Raw genomic sequence first — 21,941 nt, forward strand, 5'->3', positions numbered from 1 at the left:
CCATAAATATAATTATAGTATCAGCTTATGGAAGGAAAATAATATGAACAGAATAATGATTGCCGGAACATCGAGCGGTGTGGGAAAAACCACAATATCGCTTGGAATAATGCGGGCTCTTTCAAACAGAGGTCTGAAGGTTCAACCGTACAAAGTAGGTCCGGATTATATAGATCCTTCATACCATACATTTATAACGGGGAGATACTCGAGAAATCTTGATCCGTATATGCTGGATGAGGAGAGGATAAAATACATAGTAAAATCGGTATCTGATGATGCCGATATATCTGTTGTAGAGGGAGTAATGGGACTTTACGATGGATTTGGAACAGATATAGACAACTGCAGCAGTTCATCTGTTTCAAAAATGATAAAAACACCTGTGGTGCTTGTCATAAACGGAAAGGCGATGGCTGCATCTGCTGCAGCTATGGTAAAAGGATATATGGATATCGATAGAAATGTTGATATAAAGGCAGTGATTGCAAACAATGTAAGAACTGAAAGTCACTACAGTATAATAAAAAAATCCGTAGAGAAATACTGTGACGTGGAGGTCATAGGATATTTTCCACCGAACAGTGATTTTTCTCTTGAGTCGAGACATCTCGGACTTGTTCCAATGGCGGAGATGGATAATCTGAGTGAGAAATTTGCAAAACTTGGAGAAGAAATAGAGAAATACATAGATATTGATAGGCTTATAGAGATTTCGTCTGCAGATGATATAGAAAGTGAATTTGATATAGACAATGAACTTGAAAAAAGAGGGTTGTATGAAAAATCAAAGGGACTAAAAGTCGCGGTTGCGATGGATAGAGCATGTAATTTCTACTACAGAGAAAATCTTGAAATATTTGAAAAGCTGGGAATAGAGATAGAATATTTCAGTCCACTTGAGGACAAATGTGTTCCCGATGCTGATTTTATATATATCGGTGGCGGATTTCCTGAGATATTCTCAGAAGAGCTTGAAAAAAATTCGGGTATGAGAAAGTCGATATATGATGCTCATATAAACGGAACTCCTATATATGCAGAGTGCGGGGGACTTATGTATCTTGGAAAGACCATCACAGATTCTGAAGGCAACACAAGAGATATGGTCGGTATACTGGATGGCAGAAGTGAGATGACAAGCAGGCTCAAGAGATTCGGGTACTGTATTGGAGAGGCAAAGGAAGATACTCTTCTTTCAAATAAAGGAGATACAATAAAAGGTCACGAATTTCATCATTCTATATTTTGTGGAGATGAAAAATGTGTCTATATAATGAAAAAAATAAGGGATAATGAAGTTGTAGATGAATGGGAAGGCGGATACAGCAAAGGAAATACACTTGCAACGTACCTTCACACGCATTTTTACAACAACCTAGACTGCATAAAAAATCTGATAGAGAAAGCTGTCGAGGTAAAAAATTCCAGATAAATTATTACGGAGATTTGATATGAAGATAGCGATTATGTTTATAGGATATATAGCTGATATTATAGTGGGGGATCCGTATTCTTTTCCACATCCTGTGAGATTTATAGGAAAGCTTATATCCTCAACTGAAAAATTCATCAGAAAAAGAGCAAAATCAGAGGAATCTCTGAAAATGTGGGGATTTTTTCTGTGGGCTGTGACTGTTTCTGTTACATTTATGGTTACATTTGCAGTCTGTAAAATATTCAGTTTCAATAACTACCTGTACTCTATTGTGAGTGCGTTTATAATATATACAACTCTTTCAACAAAATGTCTTCGGGATGAAGCAAAGAAGATTTACAGAGTTCTTGAGACAGGAGATATAGAAAAATCAAGAAAGCAGCTTTCGTATATAGTTGGAAGGGATACATCACAGCTTGATAAAAAGGAAATAATAAGGGCTACAGTCGAGACTGTGGCGGAAAATACGGTGGATGGAATAATTGCACCAATGTTTTACGGATTTCTGTTTGGAGCACCGGGAGCTATGGCGTACAAGGCAATAAATACACTGGATTCCATGGTGGGATACAAAAATGATAAATACATGAATCTGGGATTTTTCTCAGCAAAAATAGACGACATAGCAAATTTCATACCGGCGAGAATTTCAGCGATTGTGATGACTATAGCGGCATTTGTATGCAGATTTGATGCTGTATCGTGCATAAAAACAGCTATCAGAGACAGAAAAAACCACAAAAGTCCAAACTGTGCGTATCCGGAAGGTGCAGCAGCAGGTGCACTTGGTGTTCAGCTTGGAGGAACGAATATATACTTTGGAAAAGCTGTCTACAAGCCGACTATAGGAGAAAGGAAAAGAGAACTTGAGAATATGGATATCGTAAGAATGAACAGACTGATGTATATGTCTTCAGCTGTTTCATTAGTGATATTCACTATTGTTTATATATGCATATGTGCTGTGTTATAATATAATATTATGAAAAAGAGAGGAGGACTATTCTTTGGAAAAGCTTGGACATGGAGCAGATGTGGAATCTATGGTTGAACAGTACGGGAAAAAGAATACAAAGGTAATTGACTTCAGTTCAAATATAAATCCCGAGATGCCGGGATGTATCGACAGTATCATAAAATCCGGTGCGGATGCTCTCAGCAGATATCCGGATATAGAATATAGAAGAGTGAGAAAAAATATATCGGAATATCTCGATATAGATATGGAGTATGTAATACCAGGAAACGGAGCCACAGAGCTTATATATCTTCTTATGAAAAATATAGGAAAGAAAATAGCGATAATCAATCCAACTTTTTCGGAATACAGAAGAAGTGCCACTCTCTCTGGGCTTGAGGTAGTGGATTTTGTGATGGACAGCAAAAATGGATTCAGACTCGATATTGATGAAATAGAGAGTAGAATCGACGAGTTTGACAGTCTTTTTATATGCAATCCAAACAACCCAGACGGAAAACTGAGGGATATATACGAGCTTATGGATATTATGAAAAAACATGGAAAACTCCTGATAGTCGATGAAACATTCATAGAGTTTTCACCGATGTACAGGGAAAGAAGTCTTGTTTCCGAGTTAGAAACAAACAGAAATCTTTTCATAATAAGGGCTGCAACAAAATTTTTCGGTATGCCAGGGATAAGACTTGGCTATGCACTTACCTCAAACAAGGAAATTATAGATGGAATATATAGATACAAGGAACCGTGGAGTCTTAATTCATTTGCAGATGCTGCATCTGAATATATATTCAAGGAATCCGAATATATGGAAAGAAGCAGAAAATATTTTGAAAAAGAAATAGAATTTATGACATCTGAACTGAAAAAGATAAAGGGAATAAATGTCTATGAAACAGACACAAATTTTATCCTGATTAGACTTGACGGAATAAAGGCATCGGAAATAAGAAAAATACTATTTGAAAGGGCAGATATACTTATCAGAGATGCATCAAACTTTATAGGACTTGACGACAGTTTTATAAGGGTTGCAGTTAAGAAGCATGAGGAGAATATTGTTCTTATAAATGCGATAAGTTCTGTAATGGGTTTATTATAGATGAGAGGTTATGCAAAATGCCCGGCATCATGCGGAGAGTTTGTGCAGGGAATGATAGGCAATGAAGAGTACCTCTGCTCGTATGCTGTAAATCTGTTTTCTGAGGTTTTTCTTGAGGAGAGAAAAAATGCCGAGGAAGAGGATCTTATACGGAGAGTAAGAGGAAATGAGAAAAAAATATATATAAGAAATGTAAAAAAATCAAGACTTGCTATAAGAAAGGTATTTGAGAAATTCGATATACCACAGGAGGAGCTTTCAAACATATCGGTAAAGATAATAAGCGAAGTTCCCGTAAGCAAGGGAATGGGTAGTTCTACTGCGGATATAGGTGCTGCAATAGGTGCTGCACTGGACCTTATAGGTAAGAAAATGACTCCTGAGGAAATTGCTGTAATGGCCGCTTCAATAGAGCCTACGGATTCAATTTTTATGCAGGAAAATGTAATATTCAATCCTGTAAAGGGTCAGGTGAAGGAGTCTATAGGAACAATAGATGGAATGAAGGTTCTTGTACTTGAGCCTGACAGATATCTGAATACTGTAGATCTGAGAAAAAACAGAAGTTACAGAGAGGCAAAGATGAAAAACAGAGAGATTATAGAAAATGCGTTCAGACTTCTTAAAAAGGGATTTACGGAAAATGACAAAAAGATGATAGGAAGAGCGTGTACAGCGAGCAGTCTTGCCAATGAGAATATATGCAGAAAAGAACATCTGAAGGAGATAATATCCGTTTCTGATGAGATGGGATGTTATGGTGTAAATATTGCACACAGTGGAACTATAGCTGCGATACTTGTCGACAGCGATAGAAACTGTGACGATATAAAAGAAAAGCTGAGAGAAAAAGGCCTGGACAGGGTATACAGCAATATATATACGCTTGATATGATACATGGCGGGATAAGAGGTGAAGATGGTGGAATATATTAAAAATCCTATGAAAATAGAAGAGAGAAGTTTTGAGATAATACAGGGCATAATAGACGATATACGTCCTGAATATACATTTAGAAGCGATATAGAAGAGAGGATAATAAAAAGGGCTATACATACTACAGCCGATTTTGACTATCTGGATATTCTCAAAATATCTGAGGGTGCTGCCGAAAAAATAAAGGATGCACTTGAAAATGGAGCCACTGTCTATACAGATACAACTATGGCTCTAAGCGGAATAAATAAGAGAAAGCTTGAAAAACTTGGCTGCGGATATAAATGCCTTGTTGCTGATGAAAAAACAGCCGCACTTGCAAAGGAAAAGAAAATGACGAGATCTATGGCAGCCATAGAAATAGCGGCAGAAGACGATGGAAGAAAAATATTTGTACTTGGAAATGCTCCGACAGCTCTTTTCAGAGTGATAGAGATGATAGAGGAAGGAAAACTTTCTGCAGATGCAGTTGTAGGAGTTCCTGTAGGATTTGTCGGTGCAGCTGAATCAAAGGAAAGACTTTCTGAAACAGAGATTCCATATATACTTTCAGAGGGAAGAAAAGGTGGAAGTAATCTGGCGGCTGCAATAGTAAATGCTGTTCTTTACAGCATAGATTCAGAAAGATAACCGCGGTGAACAAAATGGAAGATTTTGTATATGTATACGGGAAAAAATACAGAAGAGGATATACGACGGGATCGTGTGCGACAGCTGCATCAAAGGCAGCTGTTTATATGCTTTTATCACAGAAAAAAACGGACAGTATAAATATAGATACACCAAAGGGAATACCGCTTAGTATAGATATACACGATATATCGATATCTGAAAACAGGGTATCGTGTTCTGTAATAAAAGACGGTGGAGACGATATAGATGCGACAAATGGAATGAAAATATACGCCGATGCTGAATTTGTCGAAAAAGAAAGTCCTGGAAAAATCGTTGAAAAAAGTAAAACTGCTGATAAAGATAGAATTATCGATGAAAATAACAATAGAATTACATATAAAGAGACTTTTTCCTTTGAAGGAGAAGGATTTGCTGTTTTTTCCGGAGAGGGAATAGGAATTATAACCAGAAAAGGTCTGAGCCATGAACCTGGATATCCTGCGATAAATCCGGTTCCGCAGAAGATGATATCAAAAGAGGTATCGTCTATTCTTTCGGCAAATGAAAGATTTATAAAAATAACACTGTCGGCTCCCGAGGGAAAGAAAATTGCAGAGAAGACATTCAATCCGAGACTTGGAATAGAGGGTGGGATTTCTATAATCGGTACGACTGGTATTGTAGAGCCCATGAGCGATGAAGGGTGGAAAAAATCTCTGTCGCTTGAGCTTAATATGAAAAGAGAACTCGGTATGGATAGCATAATAATGGTTCCGGGAAATCACGGAGAGGCGTTTATCAGGGAAAATACTGGAAAAGAGCTTTCGTGTGTTGTCAGAACCAGCAATTTTATAGGATATATGCTTATGGAGGCAAAGAGAATGGGATTTAAAAATATTCTTCTTGCCGGACATATAGGAAAATTTGTAAAGCTTTCTGCGGGTATATTCAATACACACAGCAGAAATGCAGATGCAAGGTCAGAAATTCTTGTATCGAATCTTGCACTTGAGGGTGCGGATATAGAGATTCTGAAAAAAGTAGATTCGTGTCTGACTGCTGAAGAGGCGGTAGCGATAATAAAGGAATACGGATACGATAGAGTATTTGATAATATAGCTGAAAAATGCAGAAAAAGAGCGATGCAGTACACAGATGGAGAAATAAACATAGGTGTATTTGTATTTGATATGGAGAAAAATATTCTCGGAAAGAGTTCGAATGCCGAGGATATGTTAAAGGAGATTGCCGATGCTTAATATAATTGGAACAGGTCCGGGAAATCCGGATTATATAACAGAGATAGGAAAAAAACTTATAGAAAACTCCGATGTACTGATAGGTGGAAAGAGAAATCTCGAGTTATTTCCCGAGTTTAAAGGAGAAAAGATATCTATAACCGCGGATTTATCGATGATAACAGATTTCGTGGAAAAAAACAGAGACCTTGAGATAAGTGTAATCGCATCAGGGGATCCTTCAATCTACGGTATAGCAAAATATCTTGTGAAAAACTCGGACAGTGAAAATATAAATATAGTTCCAGGGATAAGCTCGATGCAGTATATGTTCTCCAGAATAAAAATGGATATGAACGATGTATATCTGACAAGCAGCCATGGAAGAGTTCCCGATTACGATTATCTACTATCTCATTCAAAGGTATGTATGGTTACGGACAGAAAAAACGGGCCCGCACAGATTGCAGAAGAGATAATAAAAAGAGGACTGAAAAAGGTAATGGCAGTCGGCGAAAATCTTTCATATGACAATGAGAAAATAACAGTTGCATCTCCTGAGGAAATCTCAAAAAGGAGAGAATACGATATGAATATAGTGGTGATTTTTGATGAGAAACAGTGATTTTATAACGGGAAAAGTCCCTATTACAAAAGAAGAAGTAAGGGCTGTATCTATTTCTTCTCTTGAGCTTGAAAATGCTGAAAAATTTATGGATATAGGGGCAGGTACGGGAAGTGTATCTGTTGAAGCTGCATACAGATATCCCAAACTTTCGGTAACAGCTGTCGAGAGAAATGACGCGGCTATTGAACTTATAGAAAAAAACTCTGAAAAATTCAAAACAGAGAATCTCGAAATAATAAAAGGATACGCACCGTATGAAACAGACGAAAAATACGACGCTGTGTTCATCGGAGGTACAGGAAACAGACTTGAAGAGATAATAGAGTGGACACACGACATATTAAATGAGAATGGAAGAGTATGTGCAAACTTTATAGTGCTGGATACATTCTACAGAGCTCTTGAGATATTCAGAAAGTCGGGGTTTGAAGATATTCAGGTGAGACAGATATCCGTATCAAACCTTGAAAAAATAGGAACAGGTGAGTACTTCAAACCACAGAATCCTGTATTTGTAATAACGTGCAGAAAGAAAGGTGATTAACATGTCAAAGGTACATTTTGTCGGGGCAGGTCCCGGTGACAAGGAACTTATAACGCTTAGAGGATATAGACTTCTTTCAGAGGCTGATATAGTGATATATGCCGGATCTCTTGTAAATCCGGAGCTTCTTGAATACTGCAAAGAGGACTGCGAAATATACAACAGTGCGGTTATGGATTTGGAAGAAATAATATCTGTAATGGAAGAAGGGGTAAAAGCGGGCAAGGAAGTTGTAAGACTTCAGACCGGAGATTTTTCGATATACGGATCTATAAGAGAACAGGTGGAGGAGCTTAACAAATGCAATATAGAATTTGACTGTACACCGGGTGTAAGTTCTTTTCTGGGAGCATCTTCTGCAATGGGAGTTGAATATACAGTTCCCGAAGTGTCTCAGAGTGTCATAATAACCAGAATGGAGGGAAGAACTCCTGTACCATCTAGAGAGAGTATAGAGAGTTTTGCGGCACATCAGACGTCTATGGTTATATTCCTGTCTGTTCAGGAAATAGAAAAAGTCGTTGAAAGACTTGTAGAGGGAGGATATCCAACAGATACTCCGGCAGCGGTAATATACAAGGCTACATGGCCTGATGAAAAGGTACTGAAAGGAACTCTTTCTGATATATCTAAAAAAGTAAGAGAAAATGGAATAAAGAAAACTGCACTTATTATGGTCGGGAAATTCCTGGGAGAGGAATACTACAACTCAAAACTTTACGATAAGGATTTTGTCCATGAGTATAGAGGTTAGATTACCAGACGATATGAGAAATTATATTGGATTTGAAAATCCGATAAAAAAAACAGATATAGTCTGCAAAAAGACCGATATAAAAACTGCGATTATCTGTATTACAGAAAAAGGAAGAAAACTTGCTGAAGATATATCGTCAAAAACTTCAAACACGGATATATATTTTCAGAACAGAGGCATAAAAGAACTCTGTGGAAAGCTGTTTTTGGAGTACGACTGCATAGTTTTTATATCTGCGTGTGGAATTGCGGTGAGATGTATAGCTCCTTTTATAAAGAGCAAACTTGAAGATCCGGCTGTGCTTGTGATGGACGAAAACGTAAAAAATATAATAAGTCTTCTGAGTGGACACATAGGCGGTGCAAATGAACTTGCACTGTATATATCAGAGATAACAGGAGCAAATCCTGTAATAACTACGGCTACCGATTCTTCAGGTAAATCATCTGCGGATATGATAGCTTCTGAAATAGGTGCGTATGTAGAAAATATAAGAGAAAATGTGAAGACTATAAATGCATCGATAGTAAACGGAAAGAGAACCGGACTTTATATAGACGATGAATATAGAGACTACATAAATGATATAAATACAGAGGGATTTGAGATAATAAAAAATCCCGACGAAATATACGGATTCGATGCTGTACTTCATATAACAGACAGGATTGTATGTGAAGAGTGTCGTCTTGATGGAAAATACAAAATATCGAGTGATGGAAATACACATATAGTCAAATTGATACCGAGAAAAAATGTAGCGGGAGTCGGATGCAGAAAGGACACAGATTCTGAAAAATTCAGAGAAGTGTTTGTGAAATTCTGCATAAAAAACAATATTCATCCGGCATCAATCTGCAAAATTGGAAGTATAGAGCTTAAAAGAAATGAAAAATGTATAAAAGATATTTCAGATAGATTTTGTATGGAAAGAAAGTTTTTCAGTGTAGAAGAACTTTCAAAATACGACGACATGTTTGAGGGATCTGACTTTGTAAAAAAGACCACAGGTGTAAAATCTGTATCGGCGCCATCAGCCTATATAATGAGCGATGGAAATATAATAACTGATACTTTTAGACATGATGGAATTACAATAACGATAGGACGAAAGAGAAGGGAGATGAAATAGATGATATATGTAATAGGAATAGGGCCTGGATGCAGAGAAATGATGACTGAAGAGGCTATAGAGGCTATAAAAAAATCCGATGTAATAGTTGGATACAAGACTTATATTTCTCTTATAGAAGATCTGATAGAGGGAAAAGAAGTTCTTCAAAATGGTATGAGAAATGAAATTGACAGATGTAAGGCTGCAATAGAGATAGAAGCCACTGGAAAAACTGTCGCAGTTGTAAGCAGCGGGGATTCCGGAATATATGGAATGGCAGGTCTTGTGCTTGAACTTGCATCAAAAGAGGAGAAAAGACCTGAAATAAAAGTCGTTCCAGGTGTTACAGCGAGTATAGGTGCAGCTGCAGTACTTGGAGCTCCTATAATGCACGATTTCTGTCATATAAGTCTGAGCGACCTTCTTACTCCCTGGGAGGTAATAGAAAAAAGACTTAGACTTGCAGCTGATGCGGATTTTGTGATATGTCTGTATAATCCGAGAAGCAAGGGAAGAAGTGAGCATCTTTCAAAGGCATTTGATATAATGAGAGAATTCAAAGGAGGAGATACTCCTGTTGGAATAGTAAAAAATGTCGGAAGAGATGGGGAAGAAAAACATATCATGACATTTGATACGATGAATTTTGAGATAGTAGATATGACTACAATGGTTATTATAGGAAACAAGGAAACATATATAGACGGCGATAGAATGATAACTCCTAGAGGGTACAGACTATGATTCTGATATTCGGAGGTACATCTGACAGCATAGAAATATGCAAAAAACTTAATGAAAATGGCATGTCCGATGATTATATAATTTCCGTCGCTACCGAGTACGGGAAGAGTATAGCAGAAAACACTGCTTCAAACGTACATATGGGAAGAATGGATGAAGATCGGATGTGCAGTTTTATAGATGAGAATCATATAGATTTTATAATAGATGCTACACATCCGTATGCGGTAGATGTTTCGATGAATGCAATAAAAAGTTCAAATAGAAAAAATATAGGATACATAAGATATGAGAGAAAGTCTCTTCTTGAAAATCTGAGTTACGACGGATGTATAATTGTAGACGATATTGAATCGGCCTGCGATGAAATTATAAAAAGAGATTTGAACGATGTGTTTATAGGGACAGGAAGCAAGAATTTAGCTCTGTATACTGAAAAACTTCGGGAAAAGAGACTATTTGCCAGAGTTCTTCCGGTGTCCGATGTTATTCTTGAGTGTGAGGGACTTGGATTTAGTGCCGATAATATAATCGCTATGAAAGGACCTTTTACAAAAGAAATGAATGTAGAGACATTCAGAAAGTACAATATAGGAGTTCTAATCACAAAGGAAAGCGGAATAGAGGGCGGATTTATGGAAAAGATAGACGCCTGTGAAGAACTGGGGATACCTGTTGTTATAATCAAAAGAAAGAAGATAGATTATATAAATTTAGTTCATGATATATTTAAAATAATTGACATATTATGCGTGAAACATTAAAAATGGGACTGTAGTACTAACAATTTAGTTGATACTACAGCCCATTTACTTTTTTTGTATAGTCTAATATTTTATGCCATTCCAATAGATAGGAGAACATATTTCAGCTTCTTCTGGAAGAATAACGTCTTTCAAGGCCCATTTTTTAAATTCTTCAAAACCTGTACGGTCTACAATATATCCGATATGTTCTTTTCCGCCGGGAGCCTCGGGATCAATGTATTCTTTTACATAATCATATGTATTAAGTATTATTTTTATTATGCTATCCTCATCAATCCATTTTATAAAGTCGACTCCCATACGAGGATTTTTCTTTCCGGTTCTTCCAAATATTGTAAGTCTATAAAATTTTTTATGGCTTCTTGTCCACGCGGCATTAGGACAGTTTATTACACATTCTCCACATCCGATGCAACGTTTTTCATCCCTCTGAGGTCTGTAATTTACGGGTTTAAGAGCTTCTACAGATTTTTTTTTGCATGCTTTTACACATGCACCACAACTAACACATCTATCAGAATCCAACTTTGGTATAGTCATTCCCATTATTCCGAAATCATGCATTCTTACCTTTGCACAATCATTTGGACATCCTGTCAATGCAATTTTAAAATGAAGATCATTTGGGAAAACTGCTTTTTCTATTCTTTGAGCAAATGATGTTGTATCATAACAGGCAAAAGGACATACTCGATTTCCAATACAAGATGTTATATTTCTTGTTCCTGCAGCAGGATATCCAGTTCCAGGTTTATCCTGATTGATATCCATTCCATCGATAAGCTCCTGAATTGATTTATTTACAGCGGGAATTTTCTCAAAAGGAATACCGGGAATTTCAAATCCCTGTCTACTTGTTATATGAACAGTTCCGTTTCCGTATTTTTCTGCTAGTTCTTGTATTTTAGAAAGATACTTTGCATCTAAATGTCCACCAGGAACACGAATTCTTGAGGCAGTAAATCCACGTTCCTTTGTTACTCGAAAAGCATTTTTCTTTAAAGATTTAGTATTAATATCCATAAAACAACCTCCTAATCTATAAGTGATTTTCCATCCACATAATTAAAAACAGGACCATCTAGGCAAATGTATTTATTTCCAACTTTGCAATGACCACATTTTCCAAGTCCACAGCACATTTTTCTTTCCTGAGAAATCCATATATTTTTTTCAGAAAGGCCTTCATTTAAAAGACCTAAAACAGAGAATTTCATCATTGCGGGAGGTCCAACAATGATTGCAACTGTATTAGATTTATCTCCCCAATTAATATTCGGTATATATTTTGTTACTAAACCTTCTCTATAATTAGAGTTTCCGTTTGAATTATCTACAGTAAGAATAAGATTCATAGAATTTGACCAGTCTTCTATATCAGATTTAAAAAGTATGTCATCAGGAGTTTTAAAACCACAAATAAGAGTCATGTTGCCTCTTAAATTTGTATTTTTAGAAAAATAGTCTACAACACCTCGTACAGGTGAAAGACCTGTTCCGCCAGCTATTACTATAATGTCTTTATTTTTGTAGCAATCTATATCAAATCCATTTCCATAAGGTCCTCTAAGAGGAAGAGAATCCCCTATATAATTTTCAAATATTTCATTTGTAACTTTTCCAACCCTACGAATTGTAAGGTCAATAAATCCATCTCCAATACCACTTACAGAAATAGGAGCTTCTCCATATTTTGGTATAGAAACTTCAAAAAACTGACCTGGTTTTACATCTCCGGAATAAGACATTCTGAATGTATATTCTATAGGAGTATGTTTTATGACATCCAGAATTTCAGAATAAAAAGGTATATAGTCATTTTTAATCATTATTTTCAACCTCCTCTAAAGCTTTCTCAAGTTTATTTATACAATTTGAAAAAGATATGTATTCAGGGCATATATCATCACATCGACCACATCCTACACACATATTGTATCCATTTCTTTCGCGATAATCTAAAACTTTGTGAAGGACTTTAAATCTCATACGTTCTCCGTTTTTCTTTCTGTAATTTCCTCCTCCAGCTACATCAGTAAAACCATCTACCATACAAGATGCCCATATTCTACGTCTTTCTCCAGATTTTCCATTTTCGCTGTAAAATATATCTTGCATCGTAAAGCAGGTACAAGTTGGACACACAAAATTACATCTTCCACAGTTGATACATCTTGAGTCGTATTCATTCCACATAGAGGAGTTTGTCACTTTTGAAGATAATTTTTCAGGAATAGATACATTTATAGAATTTTCATATACAAATGATGGAGATACATCTTGAGAAAAATGATTTATTTTCATTAAAAGTGATTCAAAGTACTTGTCTTTACAGTCAAGATAATAATTTCCATTAAAATCGGTATCTATACTTAGATCGTAATTATCAGATGTATTAGTATTCATACTTACGCAGAAGCAATTATCAAATGATTTATGACAGCCAATAAGCACAAATTTTATATTTTCTCTGAGTCTACTATAGTAATAGTCTTTTGGACCATTATTAAGATACATATCATCTAATCTTTTAAGAGCATGAAGATCACAGCTTCTTAAGAAGATAACGGCTCCCTTAGTTCTTGTATCAGATTCTTTGGTAAATTCTTCACTAAAAAAGAATAATGTCTGAGAGACTGGTAAAAGAATTTCTTTAAATGAAAAATCAGATTTTCTATCAAATACAATTTCATCTATGGTTTTGACTTTTCCATATCGTATACAGTCTGTATCTGAAAATCTTCCTCCATGCTCAAAGCATTTTGGAGCATATATATCATATTTATCAGAAATACTTTCAAAAAATTTATTGATTTCATTTGAATTTAGTTTATAACCCATTTTTACACCTCTTTTTCTTTAGATATAATTGCATAAGGTAATGCCAGAAGAATTATAGCGCCTGTAATATTACCAAGAGCTACGGTTATTATGTTATATAAATATCCTAAAATACTAAGATCCCCATTGATATTATTAATTAGGGCACAACTCAGAAGAGTCATATTTGCTACACTATGTTCAAATCCAGTTGTAATAAAAGCAAAAAGACACCAAAAGATCATAATTAGTTTTCCTGATTCACTAGTACATTTATACGAACACCAAACAGCAAGGCATACGAGTAGATTACATAGAATAGCTCTTGTAAATAGAGCTAAAGGACTTAAAGTTGTTTTTATGACAGCAGTCTTATTTACAAACTCAGCAAACTCCATTGTATCAAGCCCTGAAAAATGAAACAGTATAGCTAAAATTATAGAGCCAAACCAATTTCCAAGGAAACATATTAACCATAGGATAATGGAATCATTAAGGGAAACTGTTTTTTTTATTATTCCAACAGACATAATAAGGTTATTACCTGTGAAAAGATCTGCTCCTGCAATTACAACAAGGCTAAGAGCAATTCCGAATGAAATACCCATAAAGAACTTTGTCATTGGATGTGTTCCAAGTTGTCCTCCTATTGAGAAAATAAGTAAAATACCAATTCCAATATATATACCGGCTAACATGGATGAGGTAAAATACCCTATTTTATTCCTCTTAAGAAATGAAATTTTTTTAGCAGCTGTTTCAGCTATAGAATTATATTCTTTTTCAAACATATAAATAACCTCTTGCTTATAGATATTTTAAGTACTTTTTATAAGGATCCTTTGTTCAAATAATATCAAATAAAAAAAATACTGAATGTTGCATATGCAACATTCAGTATTTTAAAAATCAATATTTATTTTAAAAATATTTTTTTCAAACTCTATCAAACCTTCTCTTTTCATATTATAAAGCTCTCTAGTAAGAGCGCTTCTATCGGAACATAAATAATCAGCAAGCTCAGTTCTTCCAAGTGGAATTTTAAAGTATTCATCATTTGAAAGAGATTTTTGAAGTTGTAGATAAGACATTATTTTATCGCGCAGTTTTTTCTTTGAAACAATCTCTATTTTATTTATAAGCATTATATTTTTTGTACTTATAACTTTAAGCATATTTTCTATAAGCTTATGATGAAAAGAACATGTCATTTTACACATGTTTACTATCTTGTGAAAAGGTATAAAGAGTATTTCTGTATCTTTATTTGCGATAAAGCTTACTTTTGAAATAGTATCTATACCACAGGCAAAAGATTCACCAATAATATCTCCATTACTCATATAAACAAGAATAGAATTATTTCCGTCAAGGTCTTCTTTAATCATATGAACCTTGCCGTGTATAATTACACCAATAAATTTTATGTCTTGGCATTCAAGAAAAATTATTTCATCTTTTAAATATTTTCTTTTATATATACCAAAGCATTTAAACATCATCTCAAGATCATTGCTACTAATACCATTAAATAAAGGAAAAGAGGATATCTCTTCAAAATGATTTAGCATATTAACCCACCCCACTAATAAATATATAAAGATATTATATAATCTTAATAAATATGTTGCAATTGCAACTGATATAAAATATTAGAGAGTGTATAATTTATATATTAAAATATCGGAAGGGGTATGATTTCATGAAAAAAAGTGAAATGAATCTTATTTCAAGTGTACTTAAGTATGAGGATGGTCATCCAAGAAGGACACAACATGTGTTAAAAGTTTATGCGTTATCTATTCTTTTAGGTGAGAAAGAAAAAATATCAGACTATGAAAGAGATATACTTGGAGCGGCGGCAATACTTCATGATATAGCGATAAAATATTGCAAAGAAAATTTAAATGGAGATGCATGTCAGGAAAACCAGAGGAAACATGCTCCAGAACTTGTAAAAGATTTTATGTTGGATGCAGGATATGAACCAAAATGTATAGATGAAGTAATAGAACTTGTTCTAAAGCATCATGAATATGATAACATAGATAAAAAACTACTGCAGATTCTTATAGAGGCAGACCTTATAATAAATGCATATGAATCTGGAGCGATAGATAAAAATATAATAGATATATTTAAAACTGAAGAAGGTAAAAATATAGTACGACTTGTAGCAAAAAACCTGTAGAGAGAGGAGAGTTTAACATGAGTAAACCAAAAATAAGAATAACTTTAGTAGATAAAAAAGGAGAACATAACTGCCATAGAGGTCATAAAATAGGTGATACATTCGATTTCGATACAGATAGAGGAAAATTATGTCCTATGGCGATGCATGTAGCTTTTCCATATGTAGATATTCTCAGATATGGAGGTAAATTACCTGGAAAAGAAGATTCTATTTGTATATGTTGCCCAGATGCTGATGTTATAAATATATTCAAAATAGAAAAAATAAGCAAATAATACTAAAGTTTAATATATAAATAAATTAGATAATAAGAGATTAAATATTGTAGTATAATATATAAAGTAAAATGTAGAATTATACATTGGATAAGTTAAAATCAATGGAGGTTAATAATATGAAAAAAGCTGTTCTTGTAGTAAGTTTTGGTACGAGCTATCACGATACAAGAGAAAAGACGATAAATGCAGTTGAGAAAAAGATAGAAAAAGCATTTGAAGGATACGATTTTTTCAGAGCGTATACTTCAAATATGATAATAAACAAGCTTAAAAAAAGAGATGGAATAGAAATAGACAACCCAATACAGGCTATGGATAGACTATACGAAATGGGATATACAGAAGTTGCTGTACAGACTCTTCATATAATCTGTGGAATAGAATACAACAAGCTTAAAGATCAGATTTCATCTTATACAGACAGATTTGAAAAAATAACATTTGGAAATCCTCTTCTATATGGTATAGAAGACTATAAAAACACTGTCGAAGCTATAAAAAGCGGTGCAGGCTTTGATGGAGAAAATACAGTTGTACTTATGGGGCATGGAACCGAGCACGAAAGCCACAGTGCATACCCGGCTCTTGAATATTATTTGAGAGATGCGGGAGTAGATGCATATGTAGGTACTGTTGAGGGATACCCTGAAATAGATCAGGTTGTAAAAAGACTTAAAGAAAGAAATGTGAAAAAAGTAAATCTTGTTCCATTTATGCTTGTTGCAGGAGACCATGCACAGAATGATATGGCAGGGGATGAAGAGGACTCATGGAAAAGCATACTGAATGAGGAAGGAATAGAAACAGAAATATATCTTAATGGACTTGGAGAAAATCCGAAGATACAGGATATATTTGTAAAAAATGCAGTAGAGGCAGATACATTACAGTAATATAAGGACAGTTTGGCCGTGAGAATAATCACGGCTTTGTTGTGAAATACAGGAGGAAGATATGGCAAAATTTTATGGTATAGGAACAGGGCCAGGAGACAGCTCTCTTCTTACACTGAAGGCAGTTGAAACACTTAAAAAAATAGATATACTATACACTCCGGAGTCAAAGAAAAACGGAAAGAGTCTTGCGCTTTCAATAGTAGACGAATTTGTTCCGGAGAGTGTGGAGATAAGACAGAGACATTTCCCTATGAATTTTATAGGTGAGGAAAAAATAAAGGCATGGGAGGAAATCGCAGCTGAAATAACACACGAGATAAAAGACAACGGAAAGAATATAGGCTTCGTAACTCTTGGAGATCCTATGATATACAGCACATATGTGTACATAATGGAAAGACTTGAGGAGTGTGTTGAAGTTGAGACAATACCGGGGATATCGTCTTTTTCAAATATAGCTTCAAATCAGAATTTCCCTCTTGTAATGGATAGAGAACCTCTGGTTGTTACTCCATGTACGATTGAAGAGGAAAAACTTGATTTTATACTTGAAAACTACAGATGTATAGTTCTTATGAAGGTATATAAAAATATAAAGACTGTTCTTGAAAAACTTGAAAAGACAGGACTTATAGACCATGCAATACTTGTATGCAATTCTTCTCAGGAGGGAGAACAGGTATACAGAGACCTTAGAAGAGACGGCATAGAGGAGAATATATCATATTTCTCTACAATACTTATAAATAAAGACGCGAAAAAATAATTATTCATATAGGAAAGGGGTGTATAGTTTGAAGATAAGAGTTGGAACGAGAGGTAGTAAACTGGCGCTTGTACAGACAGGCTGGGTTGTATCCGAACTTGAAAAAGTAAATCCCGATATAGAGTTTGAGACAGTTATAATAAAGACTACAGGGGATAAAATTATAAATGTATCTCTTGATAAAATAGGTGACAAGGGACTTTTTGTAAAGGAAATAGAAATGCGGCTTATCGACGGTGAAATAGATATGGCTGTCCACAGTATGAAGGATATGCCAGCAAAACCAGTTCCCGGACTTAAATTCACAAAAGTTCCCAAAAGAGAGGATCCAAGGGATGTACTTGTTCTGAGAGAGGGACTTAATGGGCTTTCAGATCTTCCTGAAGGAGCGGTTATAGGAACTGGAAGCAAGAGAAGAAAATATCAGCTTCTAAAAGTCAGACCTGATTTGAATATTGTACCTATAAGAGGAAATATAGATACGAGAATATCAAAAATAGAAACTGAAAATCTGGACGGTATAGTTCTTGCAGCATCTGGAATTATAAGAGTTGGTATGGAGGATTATATAACAGAGTATCTTTCTGAGGATATTATAGTTCCTGCACCTGCACAGGGAGCACTTGCCATAGAAATAAGAGAAGATGATAATCATATGGAAGATATAATAAACACTATATACGACGAAAAAACTCAGATTCAGGTAGATGCGGAGAGAAGTTATCTTTCTGAAATAGACGGAAGCTGTCATATACCTATGGGAGCTTATTGTAAAATAGATGGAGAAAATATTCATCTGACAGGACTTTTCGGCGATGAAAGCGGAGAAAAAATAACTGTAAAGAGTATAGAAGATAGATGCGAAAATGCACAGGAAGCAGGAAAAAAACTTGCACAGATGATTTTAAAGGAGCACAACAATGAATAAAGGAAAGGTATATCTTGTAGGGGCTGGTCCAGGGGATACAGGTCTTATAACAGTAAAAGGTCTTGAGTGTATAAAAAAGGCCGACGTAATAATATACGACAGACTTGCAAACGACGAGTTTCTGAAAGAGGCAAAACAGGGATGTGAGTTTATATATGTCGGGAAAAAATCCAGTAACCATATTCTTCCACAGGATATGATAAATAGAGTAATAGCTGAAAAGGCGTCAGAGGGAAAAATAGTAACGAGATTAAAAGGTGGAGATCCATACGTGTTTGGAAGAGGTGGAGAAGAAGCTGAAATTCTTGTAGATGAGGGAATAGAATTTGAAGTGGTTCCCGGGATAACATCGGCAATAGGAGGGCTATGTTATGCAGGAATACCTATAACTCACAGAGATTATGCGTCTTCTTTTCATGTAATAACAGGTCATCTGAGAGAGGATGAAGAAAGAGAAATAAACTGGAATGCACTTGCCGGGTGTCGCGGAACACTTGTATTTCTGATGGGGATAGGAAATCTGAAACATATATCGGAATCTCTTATAAAAGAGGGGAAAGACCCCAAAACACCTGTTGCACTGATAAGCTGGGCGACTAGATACAATCAGAGAACAGTTGTAACAGATCTTGAAAATGCATTTGAAACAGCAAAAGAAAAAAATGTAAAAGCTCCTTCTCTTATAGTTGTCGGAGAAGTTGCATGGCTTAGAGAAAAACTTGATTTCTTTGAAAAAAGACCGCTTTTCGGCAAAAAAGTTGTAGTTACAAGAGCGAGAACACAGAGCAGTTCACTTTCTGAAAAGATAAACAGACTTGGAGGAAAGGCGGTTGAACTTCCTTCAATAAAGATAGAAGAAATAGAAAAAAATACTCGCCTTGAAAATGCTATAGAAAATATTCAGAGCTATACACATATAGTATTTACAAGTAGAAACGGTGTAGAGATATTCTTCAAAAAACTTTATGAGATGAACAGGGACTCAAGAGCATTATACGGTCTGAAAGTATGTTCAATAGGTTCAGGCACTTCTGAAGAACTTTCTAAAAGAGGAATAAAGGCGGATATAGAGCCGGAAAGATTTGTTTCAGAGTCTCTATTTGAAGAGATGAAGAAAACCATAAAACCATCTGACAGAGTACTTATCCCTAGAGCAGAAAATGCCAGAGAGTTTCTTTCTGCAAAGCTTTCTGAAATATGTAATGTAGATGAAATCTTCACATATAGGACTGTAATAGACGAGAGCAGCAGAGAAATCTTTGAGGATGTTATTTCAGGTGGAGTAGATTGTATTACATTTACTAGCTCATCTACGGTGAAAAATCTAATTGAAATAGCAGGGGATGGATACAGAGAGATTCTTGATGGAATAAAACTTGTATCAATAGGACCTGTTACTTCAGAAACTATAAGAGAGTTTGGTCTGGAAGTTTACAGAGAGGCAGAAGTATCGACTATAGATGGAGTTGTAGAAGTTCTGAAATCACTATAGGCGAATTATTTTAAATTGCTAGTGAAATATAATAATACGAGATATTATAAGCGGATTTTTAGTTAAAATTGGTAATTTAAAATAGTATAAAAATAAAACTGAGAATAGATATAAAAACGGCAAACAGATTATTTTTTCTGTTTGCCTGAATATTATATAATGAAAAGAGGGCTAACAATGTACGAAACAAGGAATGTACGTATAGGAGAAGGAATTCCAAAGATATGCGTTCCTATATGTGCGGAAAATATTGATGCGTGTGTCAAACTTATGGATGGAAAAGAAATAGAGTGTGCAGATATAATTGAACTTAGAGCCGATTGGATTGAGAATATTGAAAATAAAAATACTTTGGATGAAATTCTGAAATTCACAAGAAAAAGTGCGGGAGAAAAACCGGTTATATTCACCCTTAGAACATCTGAAGAGGGTGGAAAATTTGAGTATAATGCTGAATTATACTGCGATATAAATATGTATGTAGCACAATCTAGGATGGTTGATATTATAGATATAGAAATAGAGAGAGAACATATAGAGAGTTTAATAAAAAATATAAAAGAAAATGGTGTAGGAATTATAGGATCATACCACAATTTCAGCTGTACACCAGAGGTAGATTTTATACTTGAAAAAGTTAGATGTGCCGAAATATACGGTGCCGATATCGCAAAGGTTGCAGTCATGCCGAAAATAAAATCAGATACAGCGAGACTTATGTTATCTATACGGAAAGCTGAGGAAATATCAAACATACTTATAATAGGAGTATCTATGTCTGATGTTGGAAGTATAAGTAGAGTAGCAGGTGGTGTATTCGGTTCTGCGGTTACGTTTGGATGCACTGATGTAGAATCGGCTCCAGGTCAGATAAGAGCTTCAGAACTGAAAAAAGCGGTGGAGTATATCCACAGAGTATGTCCGTAAAGGAGGGTTATTATGTTTTATCCTATAAATATAAATTTAGACAATATGAATATATTAGTAGTCGGCGGAGGGAAGGTTGCACTTAGAAAGTGCAAAAATTTTAGCGACTTTGGAAAGTCTGTAACAATTGTATCTCCAATTTTTGAAGACGGATTTTCAGAACTTGAAAATGTGAAACTTATAAAAAGAGAATTTGAGGAGCGTGACCTGAACAATATAAATATGGCTATAATAGCGACAAATAATAGAAAACTCAATGCGGAAATATCTGATATGTGCAGAAAAAGAAATATTATAACCAATGTAGTAGACGATATAGATAAGTCGAATTTTACAGTCTCATCATATGTAAAAAGGGGAAATCTTCTTATAGGAATATCCACTGGAGGAACAAGTCCATCTCTTTCAGCAAAAATAAAAAGAGAACTGGAAGAAAAATACGGTGAAGAGTATGAGGAATATACTTTAATTCTGGGAAAACTAAGAAAAATAATAATAAAAAAATACGAGGATAAATCTGAGAGGAAAAAACAGCTGAACAGACTGGTAAAACTAAGTTTAGATGAGTTAAAAAAAGAATATATAAAAGAAAAAATCAATGACAAATAAAAATTTTTTATAAAAAGTGTTGACGAATATAATTTATGATGGTATAGTAATACTTGTCCTTGAGAGAGGGCAAAAGAAAATAAAAAATGAACTTTGAAAACTGAACAGCAGATAAATTTGTTCGAACGATTTGTTCGGACTCTTACAAACCATAATTAAGCCAGATAT

The 21,941-nt window shown here is 35.0% G+C and carries 25 protein-coding genes; 20 read left to right on the forward strand and 5 right to left on the reverse strand.

Annotated features, from left to right (window positions below):
- The first annotated feature begins 43 nt into the window (after positions 1–43).
- The 12 genes from EXD82_RS09580 to cobK are packed head-to-tail and all read left to right on the forward strand — an operon-like array spanning position 44 to position 10,860.
- Positions 44–1,435 carry a cobyrinate a,c-diamide synthase gene (locus EXD82_RS09580; protein ID WP_142536696.1) on the forward strand — a complete coding sequence of 464 codons (1,392 nt, stop codon included), beginning with the start codon at positions 44–46 and terminating at the stop codon, positions 1,433–1,435.
- A 19-nt stretch (positions 1,436–1,454) separates the two neighbouring features.
- Positions 1,455–2,411 (forward strand): cobalamin biosynthesis protein, encoded by a 957-nt coding sequence (locus EXD82_RS09585; protein ID WP_142536697.1) that lies wholly within the window; start codon positions 1,455–1,457, stop codon positions 2,409–2,411.
- 34 nt (positions 2,412–2,445) lie between these two features.
- Positions 2,446–3,519, forward strand: a complete 1,074-nt coding sequence (locus EXD82_RS09590; protein WP_142536698.1) for a pyridoxal phosphate-dependent aminotransferase — start codon at positions 2,446–2,448, stop codon at positions 3,517–3,519.
- Positions 3,520–4,455, forward strand: a complete 936-nt coding sequence (locus EXD82_RS09595; protein WP_142536699.1) for a GHMP family kinase ATP-binding protein — start codon at positions 3,520–3,522, stop codon at positions 4,453–4,455.
- Positions 4,442–5,086: a cobalt-precorrin-8 methylmutase gene (locus EXD82_RS09600; RefSeq protein ID WP_142536722.1), complete on the forward strand. Its 645-nt coding sequence runs from the start codon at positions 4,442–4,444 to the stop codon at positions 5,084–5,086. The genes EXD82_RS09595 and EXD82_RS09600 overlap by 14 nt, the downstream gene beginning before the upstream one ends.
- A gap of 14 nt (positions 5,087–5,100) precedes the next feature.
- A complete protein-coding gene (gene cbiD, locus EXD82_RS09605; RefSeq protein WP_142536700.1) occupies positions 5,101–6,330 on the forward strand; it encodes a cobalt-precorrin-5B (C(1))-methyltransferase CbiD in 1,230 nt (409 codons plus the stop codon).
- Positions 6,323–6,934, forward strand: a complete 612-nt coding sequence (locus EXD82_RS09610) for a cobalt-precorrin-7 (C(5))-methyltransferase (protein ID WP_142536701.1) — start codon at positions 6,323–6,325, stop codon at positions 6,932–6,934. The genes cbiD and EXD82_RS09610 overlap by 8 nt, the downstream gene beginning before the upstream one ends.
- A complete protein-coding gene (locus tag EXD82_RS09615) occupies positions 6,921–7,481 on the forward strand; it encodes a decarboxylating cobalt-precorrin-6B (C(15))-methyltransferase (RefSeq protein ID WP_142536702.1) in 561 nt (186 codons plus the stop codon). Before EXD82_RS09610 ends, EXD82_RS09615 begins: the two co-directional genes overlap by 14 nt.
- Before the next feature lies 1 nt (position 7,482).
- Positions 7,483–8,235 carry a cobalt-precorrin-4 methyltransferase gene (locus EXD82_RS09620; protein WP_142536703.1) on the forward strand — a complete coding sequence of 251 codons (753 nt, stop codon included), beginning with the start codon at positions 7,483–7,485 and terminating at the stop codon, positions 8,233–8,235.
- Positions 8,219–9,370, forward strand: coding sequence for a cobalt-precorrin 5A hydrolase (gene cbiG, locus EXD82_RS09625; RefSeq protein WP_142536704.1), 1,152 nt, complete (start codon positions 8,219–8,221; stop codon positions 9,368–9,370). The genes EXD82_RS09620 and cbiG overlap by 17 nt, the downstream gene beginning before the upstream one ends.
- Positions 9,371–10,096, forward strand: a complete 726-nt coding sequence (gene cobJ / locus EXD82_RS09630) for a precorrin-3B C(17)-methyltransferase (protein WP_142536705.1) — start codon at positions 9,371–9,373, stop codon at positions 10,094–10,096.
- Positions 10,093–10,860: a precorrin-6A reductase gene (cobK, locus tag EXD82_RS09635; protein WP_142536706.1), complete on the forward strand. Its 768-nt coding sequence runs from the start codon at positions 10,093–10,095 to the stop codon at positions 10,858–10,860. Before cobJ ends, cobK begins: the two co-directional genes overlap by 4 nt.
- A gap of 63 nt (positions 10,861–10,923) precedes the next feature.
- On the opposite strand, the gene asrC is transcribed toward cobK, so the two are convergent.
- The 5 genes from asrC to EXD82_RS09660 all read right to left on the reverse strand — a co-directional run bounded on the left by asrC (position 10,924) and on the right by EXD82_RS09660 (position 15,254).
- On the reverse strand, positions 10,924–11,886 hold the full coding sequence (asrC, locus tag EXD82_RS09640) for a sulfite reductase subunit C (RefSeq protein WP_142536707.1): 963 nt from the start codon (positions 11,884–11,886) through the stop codon (positions 10,924–10,926).
- Between the two features lie 11 nt (positions 11,887–11,897).
- Positions 11,898–12,692, reverse strand: a complete 795-nt coding sequence (gene asrB, locus EXD82_RS09645; RefSeq protein ID WP_142536708.1) for an anaerobic sulfite reductase subunit AsrB — start codon at positions 12,690–12,692, stop codon at positions 11,898–11,900.
- Positions 12,685–13,704 (reverse strand): anaerobic sulfite reductase subunit AsrA, encoded by a 1,020-nt coding sequence (gene asrA / locus EXD82_RS09650; protein ID WP_142536709.1) that lies wholly within the window; start codon positions 13,702–13,704, stop codon positions 12,685–12,687. The genes asrB and asrA overlap by 8 nt, the downstream gene beginning before the upstream one ends.
- Before the next feature lie 2 nt (positions 13,705–13,706).
- The gene (locus tag EXD82_RS09655) at positions 13,707–14,474 is read right to left on the reverse strand and encodes a formate/nitrite transporter family protein (RefSeq protein ID WP_142536710.1); all 768 of its coding nucleotides are present in this window, start codon (positions 14,472–14,474) and stop codon (positions 13,707–13,709) included.
- 111 nt (positions 14,475–14,585) lie between these two features.
- Positions 14,586–15,254: a Crp/Fnr family transcriptional regulator gene (locus tag EXD82_RS09660; RefSeq protein WP_142536711.1), complete on the reverse strand. Its 669-nt coding sequence runs from the start codon at positions 15,252–15,254 to the stop codon at positions 14,586–14,588.
- Between the two features lie 131 nt (positions 15,255–15,385).
- Between EXD82_RS09660 and EXD82_RS09665 the strand changes: the two genes are divergently transcribed.
- The 8 genes from EXD82_RS09665 (at position 15,386) to EXD82_RS09700 (ending at position 21,773) form a co-directional block, all read left to right on the forward strand.
- Positions 15,386–15,874, forward strand: a complete 489-nt coding sequence (locus EXD82_RS09665) for an HD domain-containing protein (RefSeq protein WP_142536712.1) — start codon at positions 15,386–15,388, stop codon at positions 15,872–15,874.
- A gap of 17 nt (positions 15,875–15,891) precedes the next feature.
- Complete coding sequence (locus EXD82_RS09670; RefSeq protein ID WP_142536713.1) at positions 15,892–16,152, forward strand: TIGR04076 family protein; 261 nt, start codon at positions 15,892–15,894, stop codon at positions 16,150–16,152.
- Between the two features lie 119 nt (positions 16,153–16,271).
- The gene (locus EXD82_RS09675; RefSeq protein ID WP_142536714.1) at positions 16,272–17,048 is read left to right on the forward strand and encodes a sirohydrochlorin cobaltochelatase; all 777 of its coding nucleotides are present in this window, start codon (positions 16,272–16,274) and stop codon (positions 17,046–17,048) included.
- A 61-nt stretch (positions 17,049–17,109) separates the two neighbouring features.
- Positions 17,110–17,817, forward strand: coding sequence for a cobalt-factor II C(20)-methyltransferase (locus EXD82_RS09680; protein ID WP_142536715.1), 708 nt, complete (start codon positions 17,110–17,112; stop codon positions 17,815–17,817).
- A gap of 19 nt (positions 17,818–17,836) precedes the next feature.
- Positions 17,837–18,745 carry a hydroxymethylbilane synthase gene (hemC, locus tag EXD82_RS09685; protein ID WP_334295911.1) on the forward strand — a complete coding sequence of 303 codons (909 nt, stop codon included), beginning with the start codon at positions 17,837–17,839 and terminating at the stop codon, positions 18,743–18,745.
- Positions 18,738–20,237, forward strand: a complete 1,500-nt coding sequence (gene cobA, locus EXD82_RS09690) for a uroporphyrinogen-III C-methyltransferase (protein WP_142536717.1) — start codon at positions 18,738–18,740, stop codon at positions 20,235–20,237. Before hemC ends, cobA begins: the two co-directional genes overlap by 8 nt.
- Positions 20,238–20,414: 177 nt before the next feature.
- Positions 20,415–21,164 carry a type I 3-dehydroquinate dehydratase gene (aroD, locus tag EXD82_RS09695; RefSeq protein WP_174919227.1) on the forward strand — a complete coding sequence of 250 codons (750 nt, stop codon included), beginning with the start codon at positions 20,415–20,417 and terminating at the stop codon, positions 21,162–21,164.
- Between the two features lie 12 nt (positions 21,165–21,176).
- Complete coding sequence (locus tag EXD82_RS09700; protein WP_142536719.1) at positions 21,177–21,773, forward strand: precorrin-2 dehydrogenase/sirohydrochlorin ferrochelatase family protein; 597 nt, start codon at positions 21,177–21,179, stop codon at positions 21,771–21,773.
- The last annotated feature ends 168 nt before the right edge of the window (positions 21,774–21,941 follow it).

The organism is Peptacetobacter hominis (assembly GCF_006861675.1).
In the GTDB taxonomy this organism is placed as follows: Bacteria; Bacillota; Clostridia; order Peptostreptococcales; family Peptostreptococcaceae; genus Peptacetobacter; species Peptacetobacter hominis.